The 21,598-nt window shown below is 67.1% G+C and carries 28 protein-coding genes; 14 read left to right on the top strand and 14 right to left on the bottom strand.

Features of this window, described 5'->3' with window-relative positions; genetic code table 11:
* The first annotated feature begins 20 nt into the window (after nucleotides 1-20).
* The gene (locus HACJB3_RS10460; protein ID WP_008416925.1) at nucleotides 21-1,619 is read left to right on the top strand and encodes a phospholipase D-like domain-containing protein; all 1,599 of its coding nucleotides are present in this window, start codon (nucleotides 21-23) and stop codon (nucleotides 1,617-1,619) included.
* Here HACJB3_RS10460 and HACJB3_RS10455 read toward each other — a convergent pair.
* On the bottom strand, nucleotides 1,616-3,499 hold the full coding sequence (locus HACJB3_RS10455; RefSeq protein WP_008416926.1) for a DHH family phosphoesterase: 1,884 nt from the start codon (nucleotides 3,497-3,499) through the stop codon (nucleotides 1,616-1,618). The genes HACJB3_RS10460 and HACJB3_RS10455 overlap by 4 nt on opposite strands.
* A gap of 92 nt (nucleotides 3,500-3,591) precedes the next feature.
* On the opposite strand from HACJB3_RS10455, the gene HACJB3_RS10450 reads away from it, so the two are divergent.
* From HACJB3_RS10450 to HACJB3_RS20205, 3 genes are all read left to right on the top strand, one after another.
* The gene (locus tag HACJB3_RS10450; RefSeq protein ID WP_008416927.1) at nucleotides 3,592-4,104 is read left to right on the top strand and encodes a Mov34/MPN/PAD-1 family protein; all 513 of its coding nucleotides are present in this window, start codon (nucleotides 3,592-3,594) and stop codon (nucleotides 4,102-4,104) included.
* Nucleotides 4,098-4,526 carry an adenylyltransferase/cytidyltransferase family protein gene (locus HACJB3_RS10445; protein WP_008416928.1) on the top strand — a complete coding sequence of 143 codons (429 nt, stop codon included), beginning with the start codon at nucleotides 4,098-4,100 and terminating at the stop codon, nucleotides 4,524-4,526. The genes HACJB3_RS10450 and HACJB3_RS10445 overlap by 7 nt, the downstream gene beginning before the upstream one ends.
* 179 nt (nucleotides 4,527-4,705) lie before the next feature.
* Entirely contained in the window at nucleotides 4,706-4,882 is a 177-nt protein-coding gene (locus HACJB3_RS20205; RefSeq protein WP_008416929.1) for a hypothetical protein, read from the top strand.
* On the opposite strand, the gene purM is transcribed toward HACJB3_RS20205, so the two are convergent.
* Nucleotides 4,879-5,862 carry a phosphoribosylformylglycinamidine cyclo-ligase gene (gene purM, locus HACJB3_RS10440; protein ID WP_008416930.1) on the bottom strand — a complete coding sequence of 328 codons (984 nt, stop codon included), beginning with the start codon at nucleotides 5,860-5,862 and terminating at the stop codon, nucleotides 4,879-4,881. The genes HACJB3_RS20205 and purM overlap by 4 nt on opposite strands.
* A gap of 89 nt (nucleotides 5,863-5,951) precedes the next feature.
* Here purM and HACJB3_RS10435 point away from each other — a divergent pair, with 89 nt between their 5' ends.
* Nucleotides 5,952-6,866 (top strand): M48 family metallopeptidase, encoded by a 915-nt coding sequence (locus tag HACJB3_RS10435; protein ID WP_008416931.1) that lies wholly within the window; start codon nucleotides 5,952-5,954, stop codon nucleotides 6,864-6,866.
* Between the two features lie 6 nt (nucleotides 6,867-6,872).
* Here HACJB3_RS10435 and HACJB3_RS10430 read toward each other — a convergent pair whose 3' ends face one another.
* Together HACJB3_RS10430 and HACJB3_RS10425 are read right to left on the bottom strand one after the other, a co-directional pair.
* Nucleotides 6,873-7,484: a Zn-dependent protease gene (locus tag HACJB3_RS10430; RefSeq protein WP_008416933.1), complete on the bottom strand. Its 612-nt coding sequence runs from the start codon at nucleotides 7,482-7,484 to the stop codon at nucleotides 6,873-6,875.
* Nucleotides 7,481-8,776, bottom strand: a complete 1,296-nt coding sequence (locus tag HACJB3_RS10425) for a TraB/GumN family protein (RefSeq protein ID WP_008416935.1) — start codon at nucleotides 8,774-8,776, stop codon at nucleotides 7,481-7,483. The genes HACJB3_RS10430 and HACJB3_RS10425 overlap by 4 nt, the downstream gene beginning before the upstream one ends.
* 114 nt (nucleotides 8,777-8,890) lie before the next feature.
* Here HACJB3_RS10425 and HACJB3_RS10420 point away from each other — a divergent pair, with 114 nt between their 5' ends.
* Nucleotides 8,891-9,874, top strand: coding sequence for a TackOD1 domain-containing metal-binding protein (locus tag HACJB3_RS10420; protein WP_008416936.1), 984 nt, complete (start codon nucleotides 8,891-8,893; stop codon nucleotides 9,872-9,874).
* Nucleotide 9,875: 1 nt separating this feature from the next.
* Here the strand turns inward: HACJB3_RS10420 and HACJB3_RS10415 are convergent, their stop codons facing one another.
* Nucleotides 9,876-10,319, bottom strand: a complete 444-nt coding sequence (locus HACJB3_RS10415; protein WP_008416937.1) for an acyl-CoA thioesterase — start codon at nucleotides 10,317-10,319, stop codon at nucleotides 9,876-9,878.
* An 88-nt stretch (nucleotides 10,320-10,407) separates the two neighbouring features.
* Between HACJB3_RS10415 and HACJB3_RS10410 the strand changes: the two genes are divergently transcribed.
* Nucleotides 10,408-10,863: a hypothetical protein gene (locus HACJB3_RS10410; protein ID WP_008416938.1), complete on the top strand. Its 456-nt coding sequence runs from the start codon at nucleotides 10,408-10,410 to the stop codon at nucleotides 10,861-10,863.
* Here HACJB3_RS10410 and HACJB3_RS19630 read toward each other — a convergent pair whose 3' ends face one another.
* Together HACJB3_RS19630 and HACJB3_RS10405 are read right to left on the bottom strand one after the other, a co-directional pair.
* On the bottom strand, nucleotides 10,864-11,007 hold the full coding sequence (locus HACJB3_RS19630; RefSeq protein ID WP_008416939.1) for a rubrerythrin-like domain-containing protein: 144 nt from the start codon (nucleotides 11,005-11,007) through the stop codon (nucleotides 10,864-10,866).
* Nucleotides 11,008-11,074: 67 nt separating this feature from the next.
* Nucleotides 11,075-11,632: a class I SAM-dependent methyltransferase gene (locus tag HACJB3_RS10405; RefSeq protein WP_008416940.1), complete on the bottom strand. Its 558-nt coding sequence runs from the start codon at nucleotides 11,630-11,632 to the stop codon at nucleotides 11,075-11,077.
* Nucleotides 11,633-11,731: 99 nt separating this feature from the next.
* Between HACJB3_RS10405 and HACJB3_RS10400 the strand changes: the two genes are divergently transcribed.
* Nucleotides 11,732-12,223 (top strand): GNAT family N-acetyltransferase, encoded by a 492-nt coding sequence (locus tag HACJB3_RS10400; RefSeq protein ID WP_008416941.1) that lies wholly within the window; start codon nucleotides 11,732-11,734, stop codon nucleotides 12,221-12,223.
* Here HACJB3_RS10400 and HACJB3_RS10395 read toward each other — a convergent pair.
* Both HACJB3_RS10395 and HACJB3_RS10390 read right to left on the bottom strand, forming a co-directional pair.
* On the bottom strand, nucleotides 12,213-12,557 hold the full coding sequence (locus HACJB3_RS10395; protein ID WP_008416942.1) for a hypothetical protein: 345 nt from the start codon (nucleotides 12,555-12,557) through the stop codon (nucleotides 12,213-12,215). The genes HACJB3_RS10400 and HACJB3_RS10395 overlap by 11 nt on opposite strands.
* Complete coding sequence (locus tag HACJB3_RS10390) at nucleotides 12,557-12,766, bottom strand: hypothetical protein (protein WP_008416943.1); 210 nt, start codon at nucleotides 12,764-12,766, stop codon at nucleotides 12,557-12,559. Before HACJB3_RS10390 ends, HACJB3_RS10395 begins: the two co-directional genes overlap by 1 nt.
* Nucleotides 12,767-12,866: 100 nt before the next feature.
* Here HACJB3_RS10390 and HACJB3_RS10385 point away from each other — a divergent pair, with 100 nt between their 5' ends.
* Nucleotides 12,867-13,223: a cupin domain-containing protein gene (locus HACJB3_RS10385; RefSeq protein ID WP_238532757.1), complete on the top strand. Its 357-nt coding sequence runs from the start codon at nucleotides 12,867-12,869 to the stop codon at nucleotides 13,221-13,223.
* On the opposite strand, the gene HACJB3_RS10380 is transcribed toward HACJB3_RS10385, so the two are convergent.
* Nucleotides 13,211-13,534, bottom strand: coding sequence for an EthD domain-containing protein (locus HACJB3_RS10380; RefSeq protein WP_049934408.1), 324 nt, complete (start codon nucleotides 13,532-13,534; stop codon nucleotides 13,211-13,213). The genes HACJB3_RS10385 and HACJB3_RS10380 overlap by 13 nt on opposite strands.
* 79 nt (nucleotides 13,535-13,613) lie before the next feature.
* Here HACJB3_RS10380 and HACJB3_RS10375 point away from each other — a divergent pair, with 79 nt between their 5' ends.
* Entirely contained in the window at nucleotides 13,614-13,799 is a 186-nt protein-coding gene (locus HACJB3_RS10375) for an HEWD family protein (RefSeq protein WP_008416946.1), read from the top strand.
* Between the two features lie 12 nt (nucleotides 13,800-13,811).
* Here the strand turns inward: HACJB3_RS10375 and HACJB3_RS10370 are convergent, their stop codons facing one another.
* Nucleotides 13,812-14,483 carry a phosphoglycolate phosphatase gene (locus HACJB3_RS10370; protein WP_008416947.1) on the bottom strand — a complete coding sequence of 224 codons (672 nt, stop codon included), beginning with the start codon at nucleotides 14,481-14,483 and terminating at the stop codon, nucleotides 13,812-13,814.
* Nucleotides 14,484-14,582: 99 nt separating this feature from the next.
* On the opposite strand from HACJB3_RS10370, the gene HACJB3_RS10365 reads away from it, so the two are divergent.
* The 4 genes from HACJB3_RS10365 to HACJB3_RS10350 are packed head-to-tail and all read left to right on the top strand — an operon-like array spanning nucleotide 14,583 to nucleotide 18,694.
* Entirely contained in the window at nucleotides 14,583-15,083 is a 501-nt protein-coding gene (locus HACJB3_RS10365; protein ID WP_008416948.1) for a hypothetical protein, read from the top strand.
* Nucleotides 15,076-16,644 (top strand): sodium/proline symporter, encoded by a 1,569-nt coding sequence (locus tag HACJB3_RS10360; protein ID WP_008416949.1) that lies wholly within the window; start codon nucleotides 15,076-15,078, stop codon nucleotides 16,642-16,644. The genes HACJB3_RS10365 and HACJB3_RS10360 overlap by 8 nt, the downstream gene beginning before the upstream one ends.
* On the top strand, nucleotides 16,641-17,078 hold the full coding sequence (locus tag HACJB3_RS10355) for a hypothetical protein (protein WP_008416950.1): 438 nt from the start codon (nucleotides 16,641-16,643) through the stop codon (nucleotides 17,076-17,078). The genes HACJB3_RS10360 and HACJB3_RS10355 overlap by 4 nt, the downstream gene beginning before the upstream one ends.
* A complete protein-coding gene (locus HACJB3_RS10350) occupies nucleotides 17,075-18,694 on the top strand; it encodes an AMP-binding protein (RefSeq protein WP_008416951.1) in 1,620 nt (539 codons plus the stop codon). The genes HACJB3_RS10355 and HACJB3_RS10350 overlap by 4 nt, the downstream gene beginning before the upstream one ends.
* Nucleotide 18,695: 1 nt before the next feature.
* Here the strand turns inward: HACJB3_RS10350 and HACJB3_RS10345 are convergent, their stop codons facing one another.
* The 3 genes from HACJB3_RS10345 to glpK all read right to left on the bottom strand — a co-directional run bounded on the left by HACJB3_RS10345 (nucleotide 18,696) and on the right by glpK (nucleotide 21,537).
* Nucleotides 18,696-18,881 (bottom strand): hypothetical protein, encoded by a 186-nt coding sequence (locus HACJB3_RS10345; RefSeq protein WP_008416953.1) that lies wholly within the window; start codon nucleotides 18,879-18,881, stop codon nucleotides 18,696-18,698.
* Between the two features lie 72 nt (nucleotides 18,882-18,953).
* On the bottom strand, nucleotides 18,954-20,000 hold the full coding sequence (locus tag HACJB3_RS10340) for a hypothetical protein (RefSeq protein WP_008416954.1): 1,047 nt from the start codon (nucleotides 19,998-20,000) through the stop codon (nucleotides 18,954-18,956).
* Nucleotide 20,001: 1 nt separating this feature from the next.
* A complete protein-coding gene (gene glpK / locus HACJB3_RS10335) occupies nucleotides 20,002-21,537 on the bottom strand; it encodes a glycerol kinase GlpK (protein ID WP_008416955.1) in 1,536 nt (511 codons plus the stop codon).
* Between the last annotated feature and the right edge of the window lie 61 nt (nucleotides 21,538-21,598).

Genomic DNA, 21,598 nt, shown 5'->3' with positions numbered 1-21,598 from the left:
AGGAGGGGACCACCCGCGGTGTGTCCCGGTCGTACGTCGCACTCTTCGGCTGTGTACTCCTGATCGCGTGTCTCGGTACCGGCAGCGCCGCCGGCGCGCCGACCGGGGCGAGCATCGTCGAGATCTATCCCAACACCCACCATCCGGATAACGCCGGCGAGTACGTCGTCGTGGCGTTTCCCGCCGAGAGCGATCTGGCGGCGTTCTCGCTGGCCGACGGGGAGACGAGCACGCCGTTGGGTACCGAAACAGTATCGGGGACCGTCGCCTTTTCGCGCACGCCCGAGACGACCCGCGAGATGGTCGAATACCCCGTCTACGAACTCCCCGAGCGCTTCGAGATGGCCCAATCGGGCGAGACGATCCGCCTCCGTCGGAACTCCGAACCCGTCGACGAGGCGACCTACGAGCGCGCCCCGGACGGCGAGCGCTGGATCCTCGCGGACGACGGATGGGAGTGGCGACCTCGGGGGGCGACGGAGTTCGACGCGCGCGATCTCCCCGCCGAGCGCGCGACGGCCTTCAGCCTGCCCGATTCCCCCGAGACGCCGATCGAAACCCTCCGGGACGCCGACGAGCGCCTCTATCTGGCGGGCTACTCCTTTCACTCCGAGCGCGCGCTCGAATCGCTGATCGCCGCCCACGAGCGCGGTGTCGAGGTGCGCGTGCTGGTCGATGGAACGCCCGTCGGCGGCCAGTCGAAAGCGGAGGCGGCGGCGCTCGATCGACTCTCGGCGGCGGGCGTCGAGGTGCGGGTCTTCGAGGGGTCGGCGAGGCGCTATCGGTATCATCACCCCAAGTACGCCGTCGTCGACGACCGGGCGCTGGTCATGACCGAGAACTGGAAGCCCGCGGGGACCGGCGGGGAGTCGAGTCGCGGCTGGGGCGTCGTCGTCGAGGGCGAGGCGGTCGCCACGGAGCTCGCGGCGGTCTTCGAGGCCGACGCGGGCTGGGAGGACACCGCCCCGTGGGACCGCTCGCTCGCGGGGACACTGGTCGAGGCCGATCCGCCCGACGGAGAGTTTGCCGATCGGTTCGAACCGACGACGGCCGAGGTCGAGTCGGTCCGGGTCGTCACCGCGCCGGACAACGCAGAGGTGGAGACGCTGTCGCTGCTTTCGGAAGCCGAGGAGTCGATCCGGATCCAACAGCCGACGATCGCCCGCGACCACGCCTTCCTCGAGGCGGCGGTCGACGCCGCAAAGCGGGGCGTCGAGGTGCGAATCCTGCTCGATTCGTCGTGGTACGTCGAGGAGGAAAACCGCGAACTCGTTCGGTGGCTCGAGGATCAGGCCGAGGCGGGTGGATTGCCGATCGAGGCGCGGCTGGTCGACTCCGAACGCTTCGAGAAGCTCCACGCCAAGGGCGTCGTCGTCGACGACCACACCGCGATGGTCGGCAGCCTCAACTGGAACGCGAACTCGGTCGAGAACAACCGCGAGGTGGCGCTGATCGTCGAGAGCGAGGCGATCGCGGGCCACTTCGCGACGGTCTTCGAGACCGACTGGGAGGACGGCGGCGGCGGGCGTCCGTCGCTTCCGGTCGGGCTCGGACTCGGGGTTGCCGCCGCGACCGGCGGTGCGGTGCTGGTCGGCTCGCGGGTGCTCCGCTTCGACTAGCGATCGGTGACCGTCTCCGCACTCGAAAGGGCCTCGTCGATCTCGGCTTCGTCCATCTTCTCGACCAGCGCGTCCAGTACCTCCTCGCGCATCCCCTTGACGAACTTGATCGAGCCGACCACCAGATGACCGCCGCCCGAGACCCCGCCGCCGTCGATCTCCTCGGTGAGTTCGCTCACCATCCGCGGGATGTCGAGGCGAACGCCGTCGCTCCGGAGGACAGCGAAGTCGGGGCCGTAGCCGATCGTGATGACGGGATCGCCCGTCTCCTCGACGATCCGGTCGTGGATCTCGCCGGTCGTGGTGCCGGGTGCAGGGAACGTAAAGCGATGGGCGTGGTTCTCGACGTCGATCCGACAGAGGTGCGCGCCGTTATCGAGCCGTTCGCGTTCGAGGTGTGGCATCGCCGCATCGAGTTGCTCGTCGATGTCGCGCTGGGCGCGCTCGGCGAGAAAGTCGACGAGGTCCGCGTGATACTCGCCGTCGCTCAGATCGAGCACGTCCGCGATGAGTGAGCGGCCGGCGCTGTAGCGCAGCCAGTGGGCGGCGTAATCGAGCGCCTCGCTGATGTCTTCGAGATCGCTCTCGTCGTAGCCCTCCTCGTGAGCCAACTCGAGATAGCGCTCCATCGCGTCGGCCTTCGAACGGTCCGCGATGCCCGCGACCGCGGGAACGTGGCGCAACTCGTCGGTGATCGTCGGGTCGATCATCCGTGCGAGTTCGACACAGAGCATCCCCGTCGTGATCCGGTAGTCCTCGCCGTGCAGGTAGGGATTGACGTGGGCCGCGAGCAGGTCCTCGACCGCCTCGGGGTCGGGGTGGTGGTGATCGACGGCGGCGATCGGGATGTCGTAGTGGGCGAGCGTCTCGTAGGCCGGGACGTCCTCCTCGGTGCTGCCGTTGTCGAGCATCAAAAGGAGGGGGAGCTTCTGGCCGTGGCGCGCCCGGTCGCCAAGCGAGTAGTTGAGATCGCGCGTGGCGTCTTCCATCTCGTAGAACGGGGCCTTGCTCGGCAGACGCTTGAGCAGGTGCTGGGCGGCGTCGTCGTCCTCGTGGACCTCCTCGATGAAGCGCTCGATGGCGAGCGCGACCGGAACGGCGGCGCACATCCCGTCGCCGTCGGCGTGGTGGCGCATCCGGACCGGGCGACCTTCGAGGACCGTCCGCCGGATCAACTCGGCGACCTCCTCCAGTCCCGAGAGCATGGGCGAGAGGGCGGGCCACTCGATCAGCGGTTCGATCTCGTGGGGCCGGGCGCGCTCTTCCGTGGCGTCGGCGAGGCGCGCTTTCGACTCCGTCGCCTGCTCGCCTTCGAGGACGTCGAGTGTCTCGACTTCGACCTGCCGGCCGCCGTTTCGACGCTCGACCTCCCCCGAGACGTGGACGAGATCGCCGACCTCGACGTCGGTGTATGCCCGGACGCCGGCCCCCTCGAAGGCGGTACAGGGGACGATCCCGCTCCCGTCGCGGACCTGAAAGACCGTCGGCCCGCCGGTCTGTTTGATCTGGACGACCTCGCCCTCGAGGTGGGCCGATTCGCGTTCCGTTAGTTTCGCGGTGGGGGTGATCTCGTAGCTGTGTGCCACCGTCTCGACGGTCGCCGACTCGGGGTCGATCCCCGCGGGTTCGAAGGCGATGTCGCCGTTCTCGCGGATCTGATCGAGTCTGACGACGAGTCGGTCGCCGACGGCGTACTCCTCGTCGAGGGTGGACTCGTGGACGAGCCCGGAGACCTCCTCCGAGAGGTCGACGAAGACGCCGTACTCGACGACGCCGTTGACGGTTGCGAGATACGCACCCTCCGAATCGAGGTCCTCGGCCGTACACGCCGGGTCGAGTTCGGAGACGACGACGTCCTCGAACTCGGGTTCTACTGTCATTAGACCTCCCTTTGTGAGCGCTCGGTTTAACGGTTGTCAAGCACGCTCGGGGGTTTCGCAACCGTTAGTACGCGCCGCCGGCGAGGTGGTGTATGGGACTGTTCCGGTCGCTGTTTCGATCGAGCGAGATCCTCGGCATCGCGGCCGACACGCTCGATTTTGCCCTCTCGGCGTCGGCCGAAACCCATCCCGACGAGTATATGGGGATGCTCCGCGGCGAGGACGCCCGCTCGCTCGGACTGGATCGCGACGGCACCGTCATCACCGACGTCCTCGTGATCCCCGGCACCGAATCGAACCCCGTGAGCGCGACCGTCAAGACGAACATGATCCCCAACGATCTCTCGGGGATCGGCTCGATCCACTCACACCCCAACGGCGTGCTCGAACCCAGCGACGCCGATCTGGGGACGTTTGGCCGCGGATCGGTCCACATCATCCTCGGCGCACCCTACCGTCACGACTCCTGGCGAGCGTTCGACTCGCGCGGCGAGCCCCGCGACCTCGACGTGCTCGACGTCTCGTTGCCCGAGGAGCGATTCTTCGACTTCGACCAGCAGGACATCGACCGCGAACTGAAAGAGGAGGGGCGCCGCCGATGGTGAGGGCGCTCGCACAGGGGACCTTCGATCTGTTGCATCCGGGCCACATCCACTACCTTGAGGAGGCCGCCCGGATGGGTGACGAACTGTACGTCATCGTCGCCCGGAGCGCGAACGTCACCCACAAGCGAGCCCCGGTCCTCGACGGCCGCCAGCGCCGGGACATGATCGGGGCCCTGGAGGTCGTCGATCACGCGCTATTGGGCCACGAGTCGGATATCTTCGTCCCCATCGAGGAGATCGACCCCGACGTGATCGTGCTGGGCCACGACCAGCACCACGACGAGGCGGCGATCGAACGCGCGCTCGGCGATCGGGGGATCGATTGTGGCGTACGACGCGCATCCCCACGGGACCCCGCCTACGACGGCGAACTCCTCTCGACGGGGCGGATCGTCGACCGGATCTGCGAGCGGCGGTGCTAATGGGCCTTTTTTCGTCGGGTTTCTTCGCGCGGCCATAGGCCGCGCCGTGGAAGCCGCTCCTCGAAAAACCTCCTCGAAAAAGCCGGCGCGATCCCGTCGCGCCGGCCCGCCACCGCGATGGATGCTCGGTTCTCGGGTCCGGTGATACGTTAAAGTGCCTGCCGAGCCTTACTCATACCATGTTCCGCGCGATCCTTCCCGAGGGCGATTTCGACTGTGCGAGCTACGAACAGACCGAAAACGGTGTCGAACTCTACACCGACGAGGAGGAACTGATCGCGTTCGTCCCGTACGCGAACCTCGTCGCGATCCTCAACGAGGAGGTCGACTCCGTCGACGACCGCTCGGTCTTCTAGAGCGTCAACCCGCGGATATCGACCCCCGACCCCTCCTCGACGACGCCGATCACCCGTCCGTCGGTCTCCCCGGCGAGCGCTTCGGCCGCCCCGGTGTCGGACACCGCCGCGACGAAGCCCGTTCCCATGTTGAAGGTGCGGTGCATCTCCTCGTCGGTGACGCCCGCCGACTGGACGAACCCGAAGACCGGCTGGGCCGGATGGGGGTCCTCGATGACGTAGTTCCGATCGCCGAGGCGCTCGAGGTTACTCCACCCGCCGCCGGTGATGTGGGCCGCGCCCCGGACCCCGTGGGCACGCATCGGCTCCAGCAGCTCGGTGTAGATCCGAGTGGGTTCCAAAAGCGCCTCGCCGACGGTGTCGTAGCCCTCGTCGGGAAACGCGTCGTCGTATCCGCCCTCGCGGGTCGCGGCCTCGCGGGCGAGCGTCAGGCCGTTCGAGTGGATTCCCGAGGACGCCCACCCGACGAGTGCGTCGCCCGGTTTCGCCCGGCCCTCGAAGACCGCCTCTTTGGGAGCCAGGCCCGCACAGGTCCCCGCAAGGTCGAGCCCGCGGATCACGTCGGGCATCACCGCGGTCTCCCCGCCGACCAGCGTGAGGTCGGCTTTCTCGGCGCCCGCCGCGAGGCCCTCGCCGACCTGTTCGGCGACGTCCTCGTCGGGCCGTTCGACCGCGAGGTAATCGACGAAGGCGACCGGCTCGACGCCCGCCGCGACCAGGTCGTTGGCGTTCATCGCGATACAGTCGATACCGATGGTGGAGTAGTCTTCGAGCGCTTCGGCGACGAGCAACTTGGTGCCGACCCCGTCGGTCGCGAGCGCCAGATACCGCTCGCCGATGTCGAGCAACCCCGCATAATCGCTATCCGTATCCGAGTCGCCCCCGCCGACCGCCGAGACCAGCGCCGCCGTCGCGGCCTCGCTGTCGGCGATATCGACACCCGATCCCGAGTAGGTGAGTTCCTCCGTCTCCTCGTTCATGGCCGACTGGGCGTCCGGTGCAGGCAAAAGCCCACCGTTTCGGTCCCCCGGCCCGACACGCGTTTGGGCCCGCGCCGCCTCCCTCCGATATGGGACGCCGCACGCTCGCCGGTCTGCTCGCCGTCGCGGTACTGGGGGGCTACCTCGGGGCCGCCTACCTGCTCTACCGGGGGCTGGTCGCCGTCCTCGGTGCGCTCGATCCGCCGACCCTCCTCGGGGGGTTGCTGGTTGGGACCCTCCTTTCGGGCTATCTGAGCTATCGCTTCGGCACGCGGGGACTGCTTCGCAGCCTCGACGCGCGTCCTCTGGGTCGCGAGCGCGCCCCCCGGCTCCACCGGCAGATCGACGCCCTCTCGAAGGCGATGGACCTCGACCCGCCGTCGGTGTTCGTCGCGTCGCTGGGCGCGCCCAACGCCCTCGCGGTGGGCAGTTCCCGACGGGGCGCGATCGTCCTCGATGTCGGGCTGTTGGGGCTGCTCTCGGCGGACGAACTGACCGGGATCGTCGCCCACGAACTCGCCCACCTCGAGAACGACGACGGACTGGTCCGGTCGCTGGTCTTCGCGTCGGTCCAAACGCTTCTGGGGGTGGCCCTCGTCCTCGCGGCCCCGTTTGCGCTCGCGCTCACGGGAATCGGCTACGGACTGGCCCTGCTGACCGGTCGCCGGGACAACCCCGTCCTCAGGCTCCGGGCGGCATTGGGTGCGGGCGTCGGTCTGGTCGCTCTCGTGCTCACGGCGCTGGCGCGGGCCCGCTCGCGTCGCCGCGAGATCGCCGCCGACGACCGCGCCGCCGACGTGACCGGCGATCCGCTGGCGCTGGCGCGGGCCCTGCGGCGGATCGACCGCGCCTCCCAGCCTCGCGTCGGCCCGTTCCGGCTCCCGGTCGTCCGCGAGGAGAGCCCTTTAGAGCGGGTGTTTTCGACGCATCCGGCGACCGACGAACGAGTCGAACGGCTGGCCGAGCGTGCTCGACACACGGGACAGTGTGTCTCGATCGAGTGAGCGGTACTACAGGAAGAAGACGACGGCTGCCCCGACCGCGAGGCCCGCGCTCACGATAAACGCCAGCAAGAACGCGGGCAGGCTCCATGAGAGGACCGTCCGACCGTCGAGCGGGCCGAAGGGAAGCATGTTGAACGCCGCCAGCAGGAGGTTGATCCCGACCCCGTAGAGGCCCAGTCGGGCGACGAACTCGACGGGGGCAAGCAGGAGAGGGGCGAACAGCAGGGCCAGCACGAGGTTCGTCACGGGACCGGCCACCGCGATCAGGCCGTTTTCGCGCTTCGTGATCCGCCCGCGGTGATACACCGCACCGGGGGCCGCGAAGATGAACCCGGCCATCGCGCTCACGACGGCGAGTCCCAGCATGCTGTAGTCGGCCCGGAAGGCCGCCTGCTGGCCGAACCGCACCGCGACGACCTTGTGGGCGAGTTCGTGAAGCAGAAAGCCCACCCCGGCGGTGAGCATGCTGATCACGAGCAGGGGGAGAAAGCCCCCGCGCTGGACGCCCGCCGCGCCGCCGGCGAAAAACAGCGCGAAGGCGACCCCGAGCGCGACCCACGCGAGCAGGAGGTCCCTGATCTCCCGGCTCCCGAAGCGGATCCCGGCGATCGCGCTCACGAGACGGCCCTCCAGACCAGTTCGGCGCTGTTTCTCGCGCCCTCGACCATCAGGTCCGCGATCGCACCCACACCGCCGACGTCCGCGGCGAGCCACGGCAACACCACCAGCGGGAAGAGCAACGTGGCGATGATGCTTCCGATGTTCGTCGCGGCGACGACAGCGATCAGCCGGAACAGCGGCACATCCAGTAGCCGTCCGAACAGGTCGGTGATGGGACTCTCCTCATCGGCGAGGATCTCGTTCAACGTTCCGATGTCGGCGACGTTGACCCGCTGGTAGCGCAGTTCGACGTAGCCCGCGAACCAGCCCGGTGCCAACAGCGGGTTGATGCTGGTCATCCACGCGATGGCGCCCCCGACGGTCGCGCTGGGCCAGTGAGCGCCCGCGAGCTTCGCGAGCGAAAAGGCGAAGACGCCGTTGAAGAGGAACCACGCGGCGAACACTCTGAGGAGGAAGTCGCTCTGTGCGCCGGCCATCACGAGCAGGAAGAAGAAGGCGAGAAAGGCGATCGCGATCAGGTAGCCGACGGCCTTGTAGATCGAAAAGCGCCGTCCCGTCTGTTTGCCCACCAGCGACGCCATCGGCGGCAGGCTCGCGGGATCCGCGAGATAGCGTTCGATCCCCTCGCGGTGGCCCGCCCCGACGACGGCGATCACGTCGTGGCCCCCCTCGCGAAGCGCGAGCAGCTTGTGGGCGATGTAGGCGTCGCGCTCGTCGATCAGCGCCTCGGCGCCGCCCGGCGAGAACCGGCGAAACTCGGCCATCATCGCGGTCACCACGTCGGCGTCGGTCAGCTCCGCCATGTCGAGTTCCTCCTCCTCGCCGGCGCCGAAACCGAACATCCCCAGAAACAGGCTGCCGACGAGTTTGAGCTTCTCGAGAAGCGTCATGCGCGCCCAGAAGCGCTGGATCGTCGTCTGGATCTCCCGGTCGACCAGGGCGACGCCCAGCCCCAGGGACTCGGCGGTCTCGACGGCGGCGCGCATGTCCGCCCCGGGTTCGATGTCGAAGCGCTCGCCCAAGCGGGTCTGGACGTACGAGAGCATCCAGTAAGCCAGGAACTGGAAGACGGTGTTGCCACGGAGCAGGTCCCCGGCGTCGAGATCGTCGGGAAGCTCGCCTTTGAGCTGGCGGTATCGTCCCTCGTCGAGTTCGACGGCAACGACGTCGGGACGCTCGCGCTCGATGGTCTCCTCGACTTCGGTGACGCTGTCCGCGGAGATGTGGGCGGTGCCGACGAGGCGAACCGAGCCCGCCGTCGTCTCCTGTGGCACCTGCCGGTCGGTCATCACCGTCAGTTGTCGGGCGGTACTTTTAGCCGTGTCGAAGGATCGACCGTCCCACTCGGCCGGACGGATACGTGGGGTTCTATACGTATCGGCACGAAGCGTTCCAGTACGACCATGGTTTCGCCAGGCGAGCTGCGACTGCTGACCGAACTCTCCGAGGGGACGAACGAGTTCACACCCGAGACCGGGCCGGGCGGTGCGGTCGAGTACCCGACCGCCGAACGGCTGCTCGACGACCGGGATCCTGACGTCGTCGACGTCCTCGAACGGTACGGAGCTCGGGGGGTACTCGAAGGGGAGTTCGTCTCGAAAGTCTATAGCTGTCCGGAATGTGATACACAGGGAATGCAGTATACGACCGCGTGTCCGGCCTGTGAATCCGCACACGCCGTCGAGACGACCGTCCTCGAACACCAGGCCTGTGGGTACGCTGCACCCGAATCGTACTTCGAGGACGAGGGCGACCTCGCGTGTCCCGACTGTGAGACGACGGTCCGCGAGGAGGGCCTCTCGCGGCGACAACAGTACGTCTGCAAGGAGTGTGGGGAGGTCTTCGAGACGCCCGAAGACCGCCTATGGTGTCGTGACTGCCTATATATGTTCCCGCCCGCAGAGACCATCGAGCGGGCGCTCTATCGCTACCAGATCACCGACGACGGGCGCGAGTGGACCGACCGCCACCGGCTGGCTCGCGAGGCCGCTGCCGACAGCTTAGAGGAACGGCGCTTCGAGGTGAGCGTCGACACCACCGTCGAGGGCGACGGGACCACCTACCCGGTCCACGTCTTCGCCGAGGACCCGCTGATGGGCGATCGGCGCGTCGTCGCGATCGCCGAGCGCCCGACCGAGAAGCACGTCGCGGCGTTTCGCGACCTCGCGAGCGATGTCGGCGCCCACCCGATCATCATCACCACGACCGGGGCCGTCTCCGAGGAGGTCGCCCGGCGGGCCGAGGCCACCGAGGTGACGCTGCTGTCGGCCCGACCCGACGGCACCCTCGACAGCGAGTACGACGTCGGCGAGGGTGCCCCTCGCGGCCAGTCGCTGTTCCAGCGTCTCACCTCCGCGATGGACGTCCCCGCCTGGAAGACCCAGTAGCTCAGCGCCGCCCGTTCTCGCCCGCAAGCGCCGCCTCGCGGAGGCGCTCGCCGCGCTCGTCTTCGACGGTGAGTTCCGGAACCGGCGTCGGCGTCCGATCCCCGTCGATGGCGACGTAGACGAAATACGACTCGGTGGTCCGTTCGGCTTCCCCGGTACGGATGTCCTCGCGTGACGTCTGCAGTCGGACCCGAACGCTCGTCTCGCCGGCCGCGTAGACGTACGCCTCGATCAGCGCGATGTCGCCGACCTGAATCGGGCGCTCGAAGTCCACCCCGTTGATGTGGGCGGTCACGCAGGACTCGCCGGCAAAGCGCATCGCGCTCATCGCGCCGATCTCGTCCATCCATTTCAGCACGTTGCCCCCGTGGGCGGTCTGGAGACTGTTCGCGTGGTTGGGCTGGACCATTTCGCGGTTCTCGATGTACGTTTCGAGCAGATCCATGGCCAGACTTTCGGGCGCGGCGAAATGAGCCTGCTGACTCGACCACCGAGGGGCCACGCTTATCGGCACACCCGCTCTCTGTGGAGCCATGAGCCTCGCCGTCGAGATCCCCGACCCGCCCGAACTCGGTGCTCAGAACCCCGCGGAGTACGACGACGTCGACGGCGTCGGCGTCGCCGACTACCGCCGCGAGGAACTCGAAGCGTTCCTCGAAGACGGGGCGTGGGCCGACGCCTTCGAGGAGTGGGCCGCCCACACCGACCTCACCGAGGAGGAGTACGCGATCGCGGCGGATCTGGACCTCCTCGGCGAGTTCGACTTCTTCTGGGACGACTTTGCGGATCGGGTTGGCTATCACGCCCCCGGCCTGCCCGAGGACTGGCGCGAGCGCGATATCCATCCCGAACTCGACTCCTGGAGCATCGTCTCCTCGATCAACGCCTCGCTGACGGAACTCGGTCAGATCGTAAGCGACGTGCTCAAAGCGGAGTACGTCGACTGGGAGGCCGAGTACGAAGCGCCCGACGACCTCCCCGATTTCTAGCTATTCGCGGGCGACCGCGAGGTTGCGAACCGTTCCCCCACACTCGGGACAGTTCGCGAGGTGATCGGCCCCCCTCGTGCGGTACTGACAGTCGAGACATTCGTAGTACGACCCGGTTGGCGTGTACGGATCTCGGTCGTGCATGGGTGTCAATATCACCCGCTCGTACGTAACGGTTGTCCTGATATTCATCCACATAATCTAAGACTATCTAGTCAGTACTAGCACGGAGCGCGAACGTTTCCGGACGTTCGGTCGAATACTCGATCGAAAATCCGGCTTCTTCGAGCTGGGCTGTGGCGCTCTCCAAGTCGTAGCGCTCCTCGCGTGGGGGACCTTCGTCACCGGTGCCGGCCCGAGACCAGTCGACGACTACCAGTCGTCCGCCCGAGCGAAGCACCCGGCGAAGCTCCGACAGCGCCGCCTCCCCGTAGAACTCGTGGTAGGTCATCGTCGTCACCGCGGCGTCACACTCCCCGTCTCCAAGGGGCAGGTCGGCCACGTCGGCGGTCACGGGCGTGACGTTCCCCGGAAGTCCCTTCTCGCGATACAGGTCGTGCATCTCCTCTTGGAGGTCGACGGCGTGGACACGCTCGGCGAAGGGGGCGACGTCGTCGGTGTAAAAGCCGGTGCCGCTCCCTAGGTCGACGACGGTCTCGGTGCCGTCGAGCGCGAGCAGCCCCAGCAGTTCCTCGCGCGAGCAGAACCGATAGCGCGAGGCGTCCTCGAGCTCCGCGGCGCGCTCGACCGGGTAGGTGTGAAAGCCCATGCCGATAGGGGGTCCCGCGAGGACTTAGCTTCCGGTATTCGAGGCCGGCGACCCACCGACCGCCGAAACGGCTACTTGCCGTGCATGCCATATAGTACCATGAACGTACGGGAGGCCGACGGGGACGACGTCGCGGGGATCCGCGGTGTGGCCCGGCGATCGTGGGAAACGGACTATCCGGAGATCCTGAGCCGGGAGACGATCGCCGAGGGCGTCGAGGAGTGGTACGCCTCCGACCGACTCGCCTTCGACATCGCGAGTGACGACGCTCATGTGCTCGTCGCGAGCGGGGCCGGTGACGAGGGCGTGATCGGCTTCGCCCACGCCGTCGGCGCGTCGGGGACCGGCACGCTGTTGCGACTCTACGTCGATCCCGACCGGCGGGACGCTGGCGTCGGAACCCGCCTACTGGAGACGGCGTGTGACCGGCTCGCGGCTGCGGGTTGCACGGCCGTCGAGGCGATGGTCCTCGCGGAAAACGAGCCGGGAAACGCTTTCTACCACGGGTTCGGATTCGAGCCCGTACGCGAGGGCGAGACCGCCATCGGGGACGAACCTCACGAGGAGATCGTCTACGTGCTCACGCTCTGAGGTCCCGGAGGAGCGCACGCACGAGCGCGCCGGGCCACACCCGCGCCGGGGCGAGCCCCAGTAGCTCCGAGAGGGCGTTCGGTTCGACGTGCGGGCCGATCCGTGCGACCGTACTCCCGTCGACATCGACGTCCGCCGAGAGGTCGGCGGCGACGAACCGCGAGCCGACCGATCCGAACAGGTCCCCGGCCGTCCCGAGACCTCTGAGAACGGCGACGGCTCCGCGGACGGTCGGGGAGGCGACCGTCAGATGGGAGCCCGATCCCGTCACCGAGATCGGGTGGCCCTCGACGACGAGTTCGAGATCCGCCTCGACGGCGAGCGCCGGTCCCATCACTCTCGATCCCGGGTCCTGATCCGCAGGGTGCCATCGACCCGCCAGTGGGCGTAGTCGGCGTCCTCGCCGGTTTTGCTCGGTACGTCGACCTCCATGTCCTCGAACTCGTAGGTGATCTCCGCGCCCCGTCCGGTCAGACGGTCGTACAGGCCGATCGCGAGTTCGGGCCACGTCTGAGTCTCCTCGGCTGGGTCGTCGCTGCTCATGGGTACCCACGATACGATCGGGGAGTACCTTATAGTTCGGACTGCTCGACTGTCCGACAGGACGACGCGGTTTTTTCACCCCGTCCGGCGAGTACGAACCGTGTACACGCACCGCACCATCGAGGAGGTCGAGCCACGCGAGATCGAGGGAATCGAGCCGCGCCTGCGGGCGATCGGGTACGAACTCCGGCCCGAGGAGACCCGCCCGAGCGTCTGGGAATACCGCGAGGGCGAGTCGAACAACCGTCACCGACAGGGCCAACAGGAGGAGCTGTACCTCGTGCTCTCGGGCAGGTTCGAGATGGAGATCGAGGGCGAGACGGTCGACCTGGCCGCGGGCGATGTGATCGTCGTTCCGCCCGAATCGTGGCGCCAACTGACCGCCTGCGAGGACTCGAGAGTGCTGGTGGTCGGTGCGCCAAACGTCGCCGACGACGGGATCGTCTACGAGGAGTGATCGAACTGGACGGTCTCCTCGACGACCAACGAAGGGGAGGCCTCCAGATCGACGAACTCCGCAGCGTCGGCCTGCACGCGCTCGCCCTCGGGGGACTCGAAGGCCGCCGCGAGGTCCTCGGTCGACTCGAAGTAGAGTTCGACGATCCCGTCGTAGCCGGCTTTCTCGGGATCGCGGGGCGCCGAAGTGACGTACTTCTGCAGGTTCGGCAGTTGGCCCGCAATCTCGGCGTGCTCGCCCGTCCAGCGCGTTTTGAACTCCTCGTGGGTGATCTCGTCGTCGCGCAGGAGGAGCTGTACCATCTTGATCATACACGAACCCTCACGCGCCGCCGGTTTCGGCCTGTCGGTTTTCGCTACGGTTATCAGTGTGCGCTCCATTGACACGGATATGTTGGCACGTACCGAGCTACGAACACCACAACGACGCGAATGTGAGTGTTGCAATCGAGAGGAGGTATGGGATACGAACGACGGCTGTTGGCGGATCGCCAGCGAGGACGGAACGCGGTGGGTCGGCAACCGCCACTGCATCCACGAGTGGGACATCGACGGCACGTTCCGACCCTACGAGTGATCCCCCGTCCGATTACCTGAGCGAGGACAGCACCGAGACGGTCCCCGCGGAATACCTGCCTTCGAGGACCTCGTCTGCGGCCGCGCGCGCCGCCCCGTCCGCGTTGGCCACCGCAAAGGACCGGCCGGCGACCTCGAAGGTCGAGACGTCGTTTTCCGAGTCCCCGATCGCGACGAACTCCTCGGGGGTGCGACCGAGGGCGTCACAGACCGCTTCCAGACCGGCGCCCTTCGAGATCGCGGGGTCTTTGAGGTGGTACGCGTAGCCGGTATCGACGACCTCCAGTCCGTACTCGGCGGCGATCTCTTCGAGGGGGGCGAGCGGCGACTCGCGACTGAGCGCGACCTCGGTCTCGCGCCACCGGTTGACCAGGTCGGTCTCGCCCCAGCCCAGTTCGTAGCCCGCCTCGCGGTACTCGCGGGCGGCCTCGCGGGGCCCGCTCGCGTCGCCGGTCACCCGTACCTCCCCGCCCGCCAGTACGATCCCGCCGTTCTCGGCGATCACCAGTGGTTCGATGCCGACGAACTGACACAGGGCGACCGGGTAGGGAAACGCCTTGCCGGTGGCGATCACGACCGGGGCGGGCCACGCCCGGAGCTCCTCGAACGCGCGGTGGTCGACCGCGCTCGATCCATCCCCTCGGGTAATCGTGCCGTCGATATCGACGACGATCGGCGGGGTCATACCCACCCTTCGCGCGCCGAGGGATAAACTGGCGGCGATCGTCCGCGGTTCCTATATCAACATCAACGGTTATGGTTCTCCCGTCGGTTGAGGGGAGGGATGGCACGAAACACGATCATGGCACTCGTCGGCGGGCTGTCGGTGGCGTTGCTGGTGGCGGCGGCGGTCGGGACCTTCAGGGTCTTTTCGTACCTCGCCGCGCTGTTCGTCCTCGCGACCGTCGCCTCGGCCGCTATCGAGCGGGCCGACGGGGAGTTCGATATCGCACCATACACCGGGCTGGTCGCCGGCCTCGGCGTCCTCTTTCTGAGTGGGCTTACGGGCATCTGGCTGACGTGGTCGCCAGGGACGACTACGTTCACCTACGTATTCGGCCTCCCGACGTCGACGTTCTTCTACGTCCTGTTCCTCTGGGCGCTACCGCTTCTGGGGGCGATCTACTACTCGGTGGTGTTCGATCGGGTCGGCGGCGAGGCGGTCGTCGAGGCGATCATGGCCGACGCCCGCGAGGCCCAATCGGAGGGGTCGTTTCCGCTGGTTCCTCGGCGGGTAGAGACCCCGCCCGATCGACGTGAACGGGGTGAACCCACCGATGACTGACGTCCTCCCGCTCCAGGAGGGGATCCCGGTCGCGGACGACCCCGTGATCCTCGCGTTCGGGGCGGTCTACCTGCTGGTGGTCGTCCTGATCGGCGTCTGGGGCTACCTACGAACCAAAACGACGGGCGACTTCCTCATCACCGGCAAAAGCGTGGGGACGTGGGTGCTCGCGATGACCGCCTTCTCGGTGATTCAGTCGGGCTTTGGCTTCGTCGGCGGGCCCGAACTCGTCTACGAGTTCGGCATGACCGGCATGTGGATCTTCTTCAGCGCGCCGCTCGGCTTTCTCATTACGTGGGTGCTACTCGCGAAACGGATGCGCCTGCTTGCTGATATCCGGAACGTCCTCACCCTCGCTGATGGGATGTACGTCCGCTACGAGAGCAACGCCGTCCGCGGGCTGGCCGGTTTCGCGGTGGCCGTCGGCGTGATCGCGTATCTCGCGACCAACCTCGCCGCGCTCCAGTACGTGATGCGGGCGATCTTCGGGATCCCCGTCATCTGGGGGTTGCTCGGCGGGGCGGCGATCCTGCTGGGCTACAGCATGCTCGGCGGGATGATCGCGGGCGTCTGGACGGACTTCCTCCAGGCCATTACGATGATCATCGGCGCGGGGTTCGTCCTCGCCTATGCGCTGTCCTTCGGCGGCGGCATGGAGGGGATCTCGCGGAACCTCGCGAGCGCGGATCCCGACCTGATCTCGCCCTTCGGCACGCTCGGCGGGGAGACGGCGGCGGTCTTCGCCGCGCTCGCGTGGTGGGTGCTCTTTTCGGTCGGCGCGGCCGGCCAACCTCATCTAGTCACGAAGTTCTACATGAGCAAGAGCCTGAAGATCCTCAAATGGGGCGCGCCGATCGCCGCGATCTCGTATGCGATCTCCAGTATGATCGCGTTCTCGGCGGGCCTCTCGATGCGCGCGCAGGTCGAGGCCGGCGCGATCGAACAGACCTTCAGCGCCAGCGAGGTCGCGCCCGTCTTCGTCCTCCAGTACACCCCGAGCGTCGTCGCCGGGTTGATCCTCGCGGCACTACTGGCGGCGATCATGTCCACGAGCGATTCCTTCCTGAATATCGGCGCGGCGGCGGTCTCCCGGGATATCCCCCGCGCACTGGGGCGGCCCATCGAGGACGACCGAACCGAACTCCGGGTCACGCAGGCTGCGCTTGCCGGTCTCACGGTTCTCTCGACGGGCGTGGTCTACTTCTCGGACGCACTGGTGGGCATTCTGGGCACGATCGGCTGGGGCTTTTTCGCCGCCGCGTTCGTCCCGATGGTCGTCCTGGGGATGAACTGGAAGGGTGCGACCGCGGAGGGGGCGATCGTCGCGACGATCGCGGGCCTCGTCATCAACGTCGTCTACAGTGCGATCCCGATGGCCGCCGATGTCGCCGGCCTCGTGGAGCTGGCCGACGTCATCAACGCGGCCTACCCGTTCCCCGAGGCGTTCCCCGTGGGTACGGTCGCGATGCTCGTCGCGATCGCCCTGTTCGTCGGCGTCTCGCTCGCCACCCAGGAGCGTAGCTACGTCCCGGCCGACCTCCGGGCGCTCATCGAGCGATGAGCGAGACGCGCCTCGCACACCTCACCGAGTGGGCCCGGAAACGCCCCAACTCGATCGAGTTCTGGGAGGCCTTTCTCACGACCGAGCGCCTCGTCTGCTGTTTCGCCGGCGAGTCCTTCTCCTCGGCGCTGTTGCGCGCTGACATGGGCGAACGCGCCCGCGAGGAACTCGCCGATCTCGCCCCCGAGGACCTCCTCGCTCACAACGAACGCAACGTCGAGATACCCCTCTCGGATCTCGAATCGATCAGCCTCGTCCGGGGAACGCGCTTTCGGCGCGCCCGCCTGACACTCGCATGGGACGGCGGGGAACTGGCGTTGTACAACACGAAAGCCGGCGATCCTCAGGAACCGCTCCTCGAATCGCTCGACGAAGACCCCCGTATCGACGCCAGTATCGAAATCACCGACCCCTCCCTCTTCGACAGATCATGACACGAACCGACACCGATCCGTGGTACTGCACGCTCGCGTCCGACAGTTACGAGCAGGCTCGACGGGAGTTCGAGTGGAGCTTACCCGAGGACTACAACCTCGCGTACGACCTGCTCCGGAAACACGCCGATCCCGACCGGCCGGCGCTCTATCAGGCCTCCCCTGACGGTCGCCGTGAGACCTACACCTTCGGTGACCTCGATCGGCTCTCGAACCGCGTCGCGAACGCGCTCGAAGCCCGCGGGATCGGACGCGGCGACCGGGTGGGCGTGGTCGTCCCACAGAAACCCGAAAACGCCCTGACCCATCTGGCATGCTGGAAGATCGGCGCGATCTCCCTGCCGCTCTCGCCCCTGTTCGGCCCCGATGCGCTCTCGCACCGACTGACAGACAGCGGCGCCCGGGTGGTCGTCGCCGACGCCTCGGTCCGGGAGGCCCTCGAAGAGGTCGAGGACGACTCGGCGCTCGAACACACCGTCTTCGTCGACGGTTCCGGGGACGACTCGTTCGAGTCGATGATCGAGAACCGCTCCGCCGAGTACGCCATCACCGACACGGACGCCGAAACGCCCGCGATAATCATGTACACGAGTGGGTCGACGGGCCCGCCCAAGGGCGTGCTCCACTCTCATGGCGTGTGGGTGGGCCACTGTCCCGCGTTCTCGATGTACTTCGAACTCGATGTCGATGGAACGTACTGGACGCCCGCCGACTGGGCGTGGATCGGCGCGCTAGGAGATCTCCTCTTTCCGGCGTGGCACTACGGCCAACCGGTCGTGGGCTCCCCATTAGGGAAGTTCAGCCCCGAGGAGGCGTTTTCGCTCATGGAGGAGTTCGACGTCACCGGGGCGTTCCTCCCGCCGACCGCGATCCGCATGATGATGGAGGTGGACTCGAACAGATATGACCTCTCGATCGAGGCGATCTGCTCGGGCGGCGAACCGCTGACCCCCGAAATCCTGGAGTGGGCCGACGAGGAGTTGGGCGGCGTCCCGGTCAACGAACTCTACGGCCAGACCGAGGCCAACCTGCTGGTGACCAACTGCCGGGAGTGGTTCCCCGCGCGGGCCGGCAGCATGGGCAAACCGGTGCCGGGCCACGACGTGCGGGTGATCGATCCGGGGACGGGCGAGGAACGTCCTACAGGAGAGGTCGGCGAGATATCCGTGCGCCGCGGGGGCGATCCAGTCGTCTTCCACGAGTACTGGAACCGGCCCAAACGGACCGACGAGGCCTGCGTCGGCCCGTGGCATCGCACGGGTGATCTGGGCTACGCCGACGAGGAGGGCTATCTGTGGTTCAAATCGCGGGACGACGACCTGATTATCACCAGCGGGTATCGCGTGGGCCCCCGCGAGGTCGAGGAGGTGCTGTTGGATCACGAGGCGGTCGCGCAAGTCGGCGTGATCGGCGTCCCCGACGAAACCCGCGGCGAGATCGTCAAGGCGGTCGTCCAGCCGGTCGGTGACGGATCGGACCAACTGCGCGAGGAGCTTCGGGACCTCGTGCGCGATCGCCTCGCCAAGTACGAGTATCCCCGCGAGATCGAGTTCCGCGAGGAACTCCCTCAGACCACGACCGGAAAGATCAGACGCAAGGACCTCCTAGAGGAGTGACTCAGCCGTTTCCGAGGGTGTTGTCGAGCAACTCACGAATCTCCTGGACCTCGGCGGCGTCGAACCCGAACTCGCCGCGGTCGGGCCCCACGAGGTAGTAATCGAACGGTTCGTCCTCGCTTTCGGTACTCCGGACGCCGATCCCGTCGGAATCGCCGACAAGGAGGTCGTCGTCTCGCGTGCTCATAGCTATCGTATGGCTTCCATCGCCCATCAACCTACGCCCTGCAGCGCGATCTCGAAATGGTGAACTGGGCGGTCAGAGCCCGAGGTACGCCGCGTTGGGCAGGAGTCCGAGCAGGTAGAGGACACCGATCAGCAGCGTCATGATCGTGATCGCCATCGCGGGCGGGTCGACGTGGGTCCCCGAGTGGGCGTAAAACACCCGCTGGGTGAGCTCGCCGAACAGCCCGCTGAGACAGCCAAAGAGCGCAGCGACGATCAGGATCAGCGGCTCGCTGCCCACGGCGGCGGCCGCGATCATCGCGCCTGCCGATCCCAGTAGCGTCATGTGGTGGGTGACGGGGATCTTCTCGACGCCGAGGTTCAAAAACAGCAGGCTCGCCGCGGAGATCCCGTAGGCCATGAACATGCTTCCGGTCAACAGCCAGGTCCACCCGCCCAGCACGCCCCCGACGAGACCGATCGTCCCGACGCCGGCCCACGTGTACTGGTGGGGAAGCCAGGGTTCGGTCGCCAGTCGGTCGCTCCCCGGGCGCGTCTCCTCGCGCTCGAAGGGGGTCATGTCCAGCAGGCCACTTCCCGCTGGCGTCCCGATCAGCGGGTATCCGAAGGCGACGCGTGCGACGATCGCCGTCAGGAAGACCGACAGCGCGATCGTGTCGAGTGGCAGGCCAATCCCCGCGCCGAGTTGATTCAGCAACATCCCGAGGACGCCGAAGAGCGCCCCTACCAGCAGGACGTCCGGTTTGGTCCCGAACGCGTAGGGGATGTCCTTGCCGAAGTGATAGTCCCAGCCCGCCGGCTCCATCTCCGGGTATCGCTTCCCGGCGTAGGCGGTCGCTGCGACCCCGCCCGCGAAGGCGATGTGGGGACCGACGACCGGCCCGAAGCCGATCGTACCGCTGATGTCGAGGACCAGCCCGCTCGCGCCCGCCTCGACGAGTTGGGCCTGCAAGGCCCCGACGCCCTCTCCGAGGAGGACGACGAAACCCGTAAAGATGAACGACGGCAGCGCCCCGAGCGCCGCGCCGAACGCCCCGCCCGCGAGCGCGGCGATGAGCAGCGCCCCGAAGCGCTCGTACTCGAGCCCGAGGATCGGCACCTGAAGGACGAGATCGTACATCTTACTCCTCCTGTGCCCAGTTCAGCGATCGTTCGACGGCCTCCTGCCAGCGTCCGTACTTGCGGTCGGCCTCCGTACTCGCCATCTCCGGGGCGAACTCCCGGTCGACCTGCCAGTTGTCCCGCAGTTCGTCGGCGGTCTCCCAGTAGCCCACCGCGAGTCCGGCGGCGTACGCCGAGCCGAGTGCCGTCGTCTCGTCGACCACGGGCCGGACGATCTCCGAGCCGATGCTATCGGCCTGCAGTTGACAGAGGAAGTTGTTCTTGACCGCGCCGCCGTCAACGCGCAGACTGCTCATTTCGATGCCCGAGTCGGCCTCCATCGCCTCGGCGACGTCCCGCGTCTGGTAGGCGATCGATTCGAGGGTCGCACGGACGATGTGTTCTTTCGTGGTGCCGCGGGTCATCCCGACGATGGTCCCGCGCGCCCGGCCGTCCCAGTGGGGCGCTCCCAACCCGGTGAAGGCGGGCACGAGGTAGACGCCGTCCGTCGAGTCGACGCTACGGGCCAGCGACTCGGTCTCGGCGGGGTCCTCGATCAACTCCACGTCGACGAGCCACTCGATGGCCGCGCCGGTGATGAAGATCGACCCTTCGAGCGCATACTGGATCGGCTCGCCCGAGCGCTGGAAGCCGACGGTCGTCAGGAGGCCGTGTTCGCTCTCGACGGCCTCCTCGCCGGTGTTCATCAGGAAGAACGACCCCGTTCCGTAGGTGTTTTTCGCGTCGCCGGGGTCGAAACACGTCTGGCCGAACAGCGCGGCCTGCTGGTCGCCGAGTGCGCCCGCAACGGGGACCTCCGCGCCGAGGAAGTCGTCGGGATCGGTCGTCCCGTAGTGGTTCTCGTCGCTGGAGGGCCGTACTTCCGGGAGCATCTCCCGGGCGATGCCGAACTCGTCCAGCAACTCCTCGTCCCAGTCGCCCTCGTGGATGTCATAGAGCATCGTCCGCGAGGCGTTCGTGACGTCGGTGATGTGGTTGCCCGTCAGTTTCTCGATGAGCCAGGTGTCGATCGTGCCGAACTTGATCTCCCCGTCGGCGGCGCGCTCGCGTAAGTCCGCGGGCCGGGCGCGCTGGGTCTTGATCGGATCGGCGTTGTCGAGGATCCACTCGGCTTTCGTCGCCGAGAAGTAGGCGTCGACCTCCAGTCCGGTCTTCTCGCGGATGGTTTCTGCCATCCCCGCCTCCTGAAGCTCCTCGACCCTATCGGTCGTCCGGCGGTCCTGCCAGACCAGCGCGTTGTGGATCGGCTGGCCCGTATCGGCATCCCACAACAGCGTCGTCTCGCGCTGGTTGGTGACGCCGATGGCGGCCAGTTGCTCGGCCTCAAGCCCCGCGTTCGAGAGCGCGTCGGTCATCACCGACTGGGTGTTGCGCCAGATCTCGTTGGGGTCGTGTTCGACCCAGCCCGGTTCGGGATAGATCTGCTCGTGGGTCTCGTAGGCGTTCGCGATCACCTGCCCGCCGTGATCGAACATCATGAATCGCGTTCCTGTCGTTCCCTGATCGATCGCGCCGACGAAGTGTTCGGTTGTCATGGTTAGTGTCGTTCCCGGAACTCCGGTCAGACGGCACCGCATTCTTTATCGAACAGTACCG

It is taken from the genome of Halalkalicoccus jeotgali B3, assembly GCF_000196895.1.
GTDB classification, from domain to species: Archaea; Halobacteriota; Halobacteria; order Halobacteriales; family Halalkalicoccaceae; genus Halalkalicoccus; species Halalkalicoccus jeotgali.
Note: the sequence above shows the minus strand (reverse complement) of the source record. Positions and strands in the feature narration are given on the sequence as shown.

Coding starts and splice junctions, on each gene's coding strand:
- purM (WP_008416930.1), bottom strand. CDS start 5,862: ATGAACGAGGAGACGGAGGAACTCACCTACTCGGGATCGGGTGTCGAT.
- HACJB3_RS10445 (WP_008416928.1), top strand. CDS start 4,098: ATGGTGAGGGCGCTCGCACAGGGGACCTTCGATCTGTTGCATCCGGGC.
- HACJB3_RS10400 (WP_008416941.1), top strand. CDS start 11,732: ATGAACGTACGGGAGGCCGACGGGGACGACGTCGCGGGGATCCGCGGT.
- HACJB3_RS10410 (WP_008416938.1), top strand. CDS start 10,408: ATGAGCCTCGCCGTCGAGATCCCCGACCCGCCCGAACTCGGTGCTCAG.
- HACJB3_RS10345 (WP_008416953.1), bottom strand. CDS start 18,881: ATGAGCACGCGAGACGACGACCTCCTTGTCGGCGATTCCGACGGGATC.
- HACJB3_RS10340 (WP_008416954.1), bottom strand. CDS start 20,000: ATGTACGATCTCGTCCTTCAGGTGCCGATCCTCGGGCTCGAGTACGAG.
- HACJB3_RS10365 (WP_008416948.1), top strand. CDS start 14,583: ATGGCACGAAACACGATCATGGCACTCGTCGGCGGGCTGTCGGTGGCG.
- HACJB3_RS10350 (WP_008416951.1), top strand. CDS start 17,075: ATGACACGAACCGACACCGATCCGTGGTACTGCACGCTCGCGTCCGAC.
- HACJB3_RS10415 (WP_008416937.1), bottom strand. CDS start 10,319: ATGGATCTGCTCGAAACGTACATCGAGAACCGCGAAATGGTCCAGCCC.
- HACJB3_RS10370 (WP_008416947.1), bottom strand. CDS start 14,483: ATGACCCCGCCGATCGTCGTCGATATCGACGGCACGATTACCCGAGGG.
- HACJB3_RS10450 (WP_008416927.1), top strand. CDS start 3,592: ATGGGACTGTTCCGGTCGCTGTTTCGATCGAGCGAGATCCTCGGCATC.
- HACJB3_RS10395 (WP_008416942.1), bottom strand. CDS start 12,557: ATGGGACCGGCGCTCGCCGTCGAGGCGGATCTCGAACTCGTCGTCGAG.
- HACJB3_RS10375 (WP_008416946.1), top strand. CDS start 13,614: ATGTTGGCACGTACCGAGCTACGAACACCACAACGACGCGAATGTGAG.
- HACJB3_RS10420 (WP_008416936.1), top strand. CDS start 8,891: ATGGTTTCGCCAGGCGAGCTGCGACTGCTGACCGAACTCTCCGAGGGG.
- HACJB3_RS19630 (WP_008416939.1), bottom strand. CDS start 11,007: ATGCACGACCGAGATCCGTACACGCCAACCGGGTCGTACTACGAATGT.
- HACJB3_RS10390 (WP_008416943.1), bottom strand. CDS start 12,766: ATGAGCAGCGACGACCCAGCCGAGGAGACTCAGACGTGGCCCGAACTC.
- HACJB3_RS10380 (WP_049934408.1), bottom strand. CDS start 13,534: ATGATCAAGATGGTACAGCTCCTCCTGCGCGACGACGAGATCACCCAC.
- HACJB3_RS10425 (WP_008416935.1), bottom strand. CDS start 8,776: ATGACCGACCGGCAGGTGCCACAGGAGACGACGGCGGGCTCGGTTCGC.
- glpK (WP_008416955.1), bottom strand. CDS start 21,537: ATGACAACCGAACACTTCGTCGGCGCGATCGATCAGGGAACGACAGGA.
- HACJB3_RS10360 (WP_008416949.1), top strand. CDS start 15,076: ATGACTGACGTCCTCCCGCTCCAGGAGGGGATCCCGGTCGCGGACGAC.
- HACJB3_RS10355 (WP_008416950.1), top strand. CDS start 16,641: ATGAGCGAGACGCGCCTCGCACACCTCACCGAGTGGGCCCGGAAACGC.
- HACJB3_RS10455 (WP_008416926.1), bottom strand. CDS start 3,499: ATGACAGTAGAACCCGAGTTCGAGGACGTCGTCGTCTCCGAACTCGAC.
- HACJB3_RS10435 (WP_008416931.1), top strand. CDS start 5,952: ATGGGACGCCGCACGCTCGCCGGTCTGCTCGCCGTCGCGGTACTGGGG.
- HACJB3_RS10405 (WP_008416940.1), bottom strand. CDS start 11,632: ATGGGCTTTCACACCTACCCGGTCGAGCGCGCCGCGGAGCTCGAGGAC.
- HACJB3_RS20205 (WP_008416929.1), top strand. CDS start 4,706: ATGTTCCGCGCGATCCTTCCCGAGGGCGATTTCGACTGTGCGAGCTAC.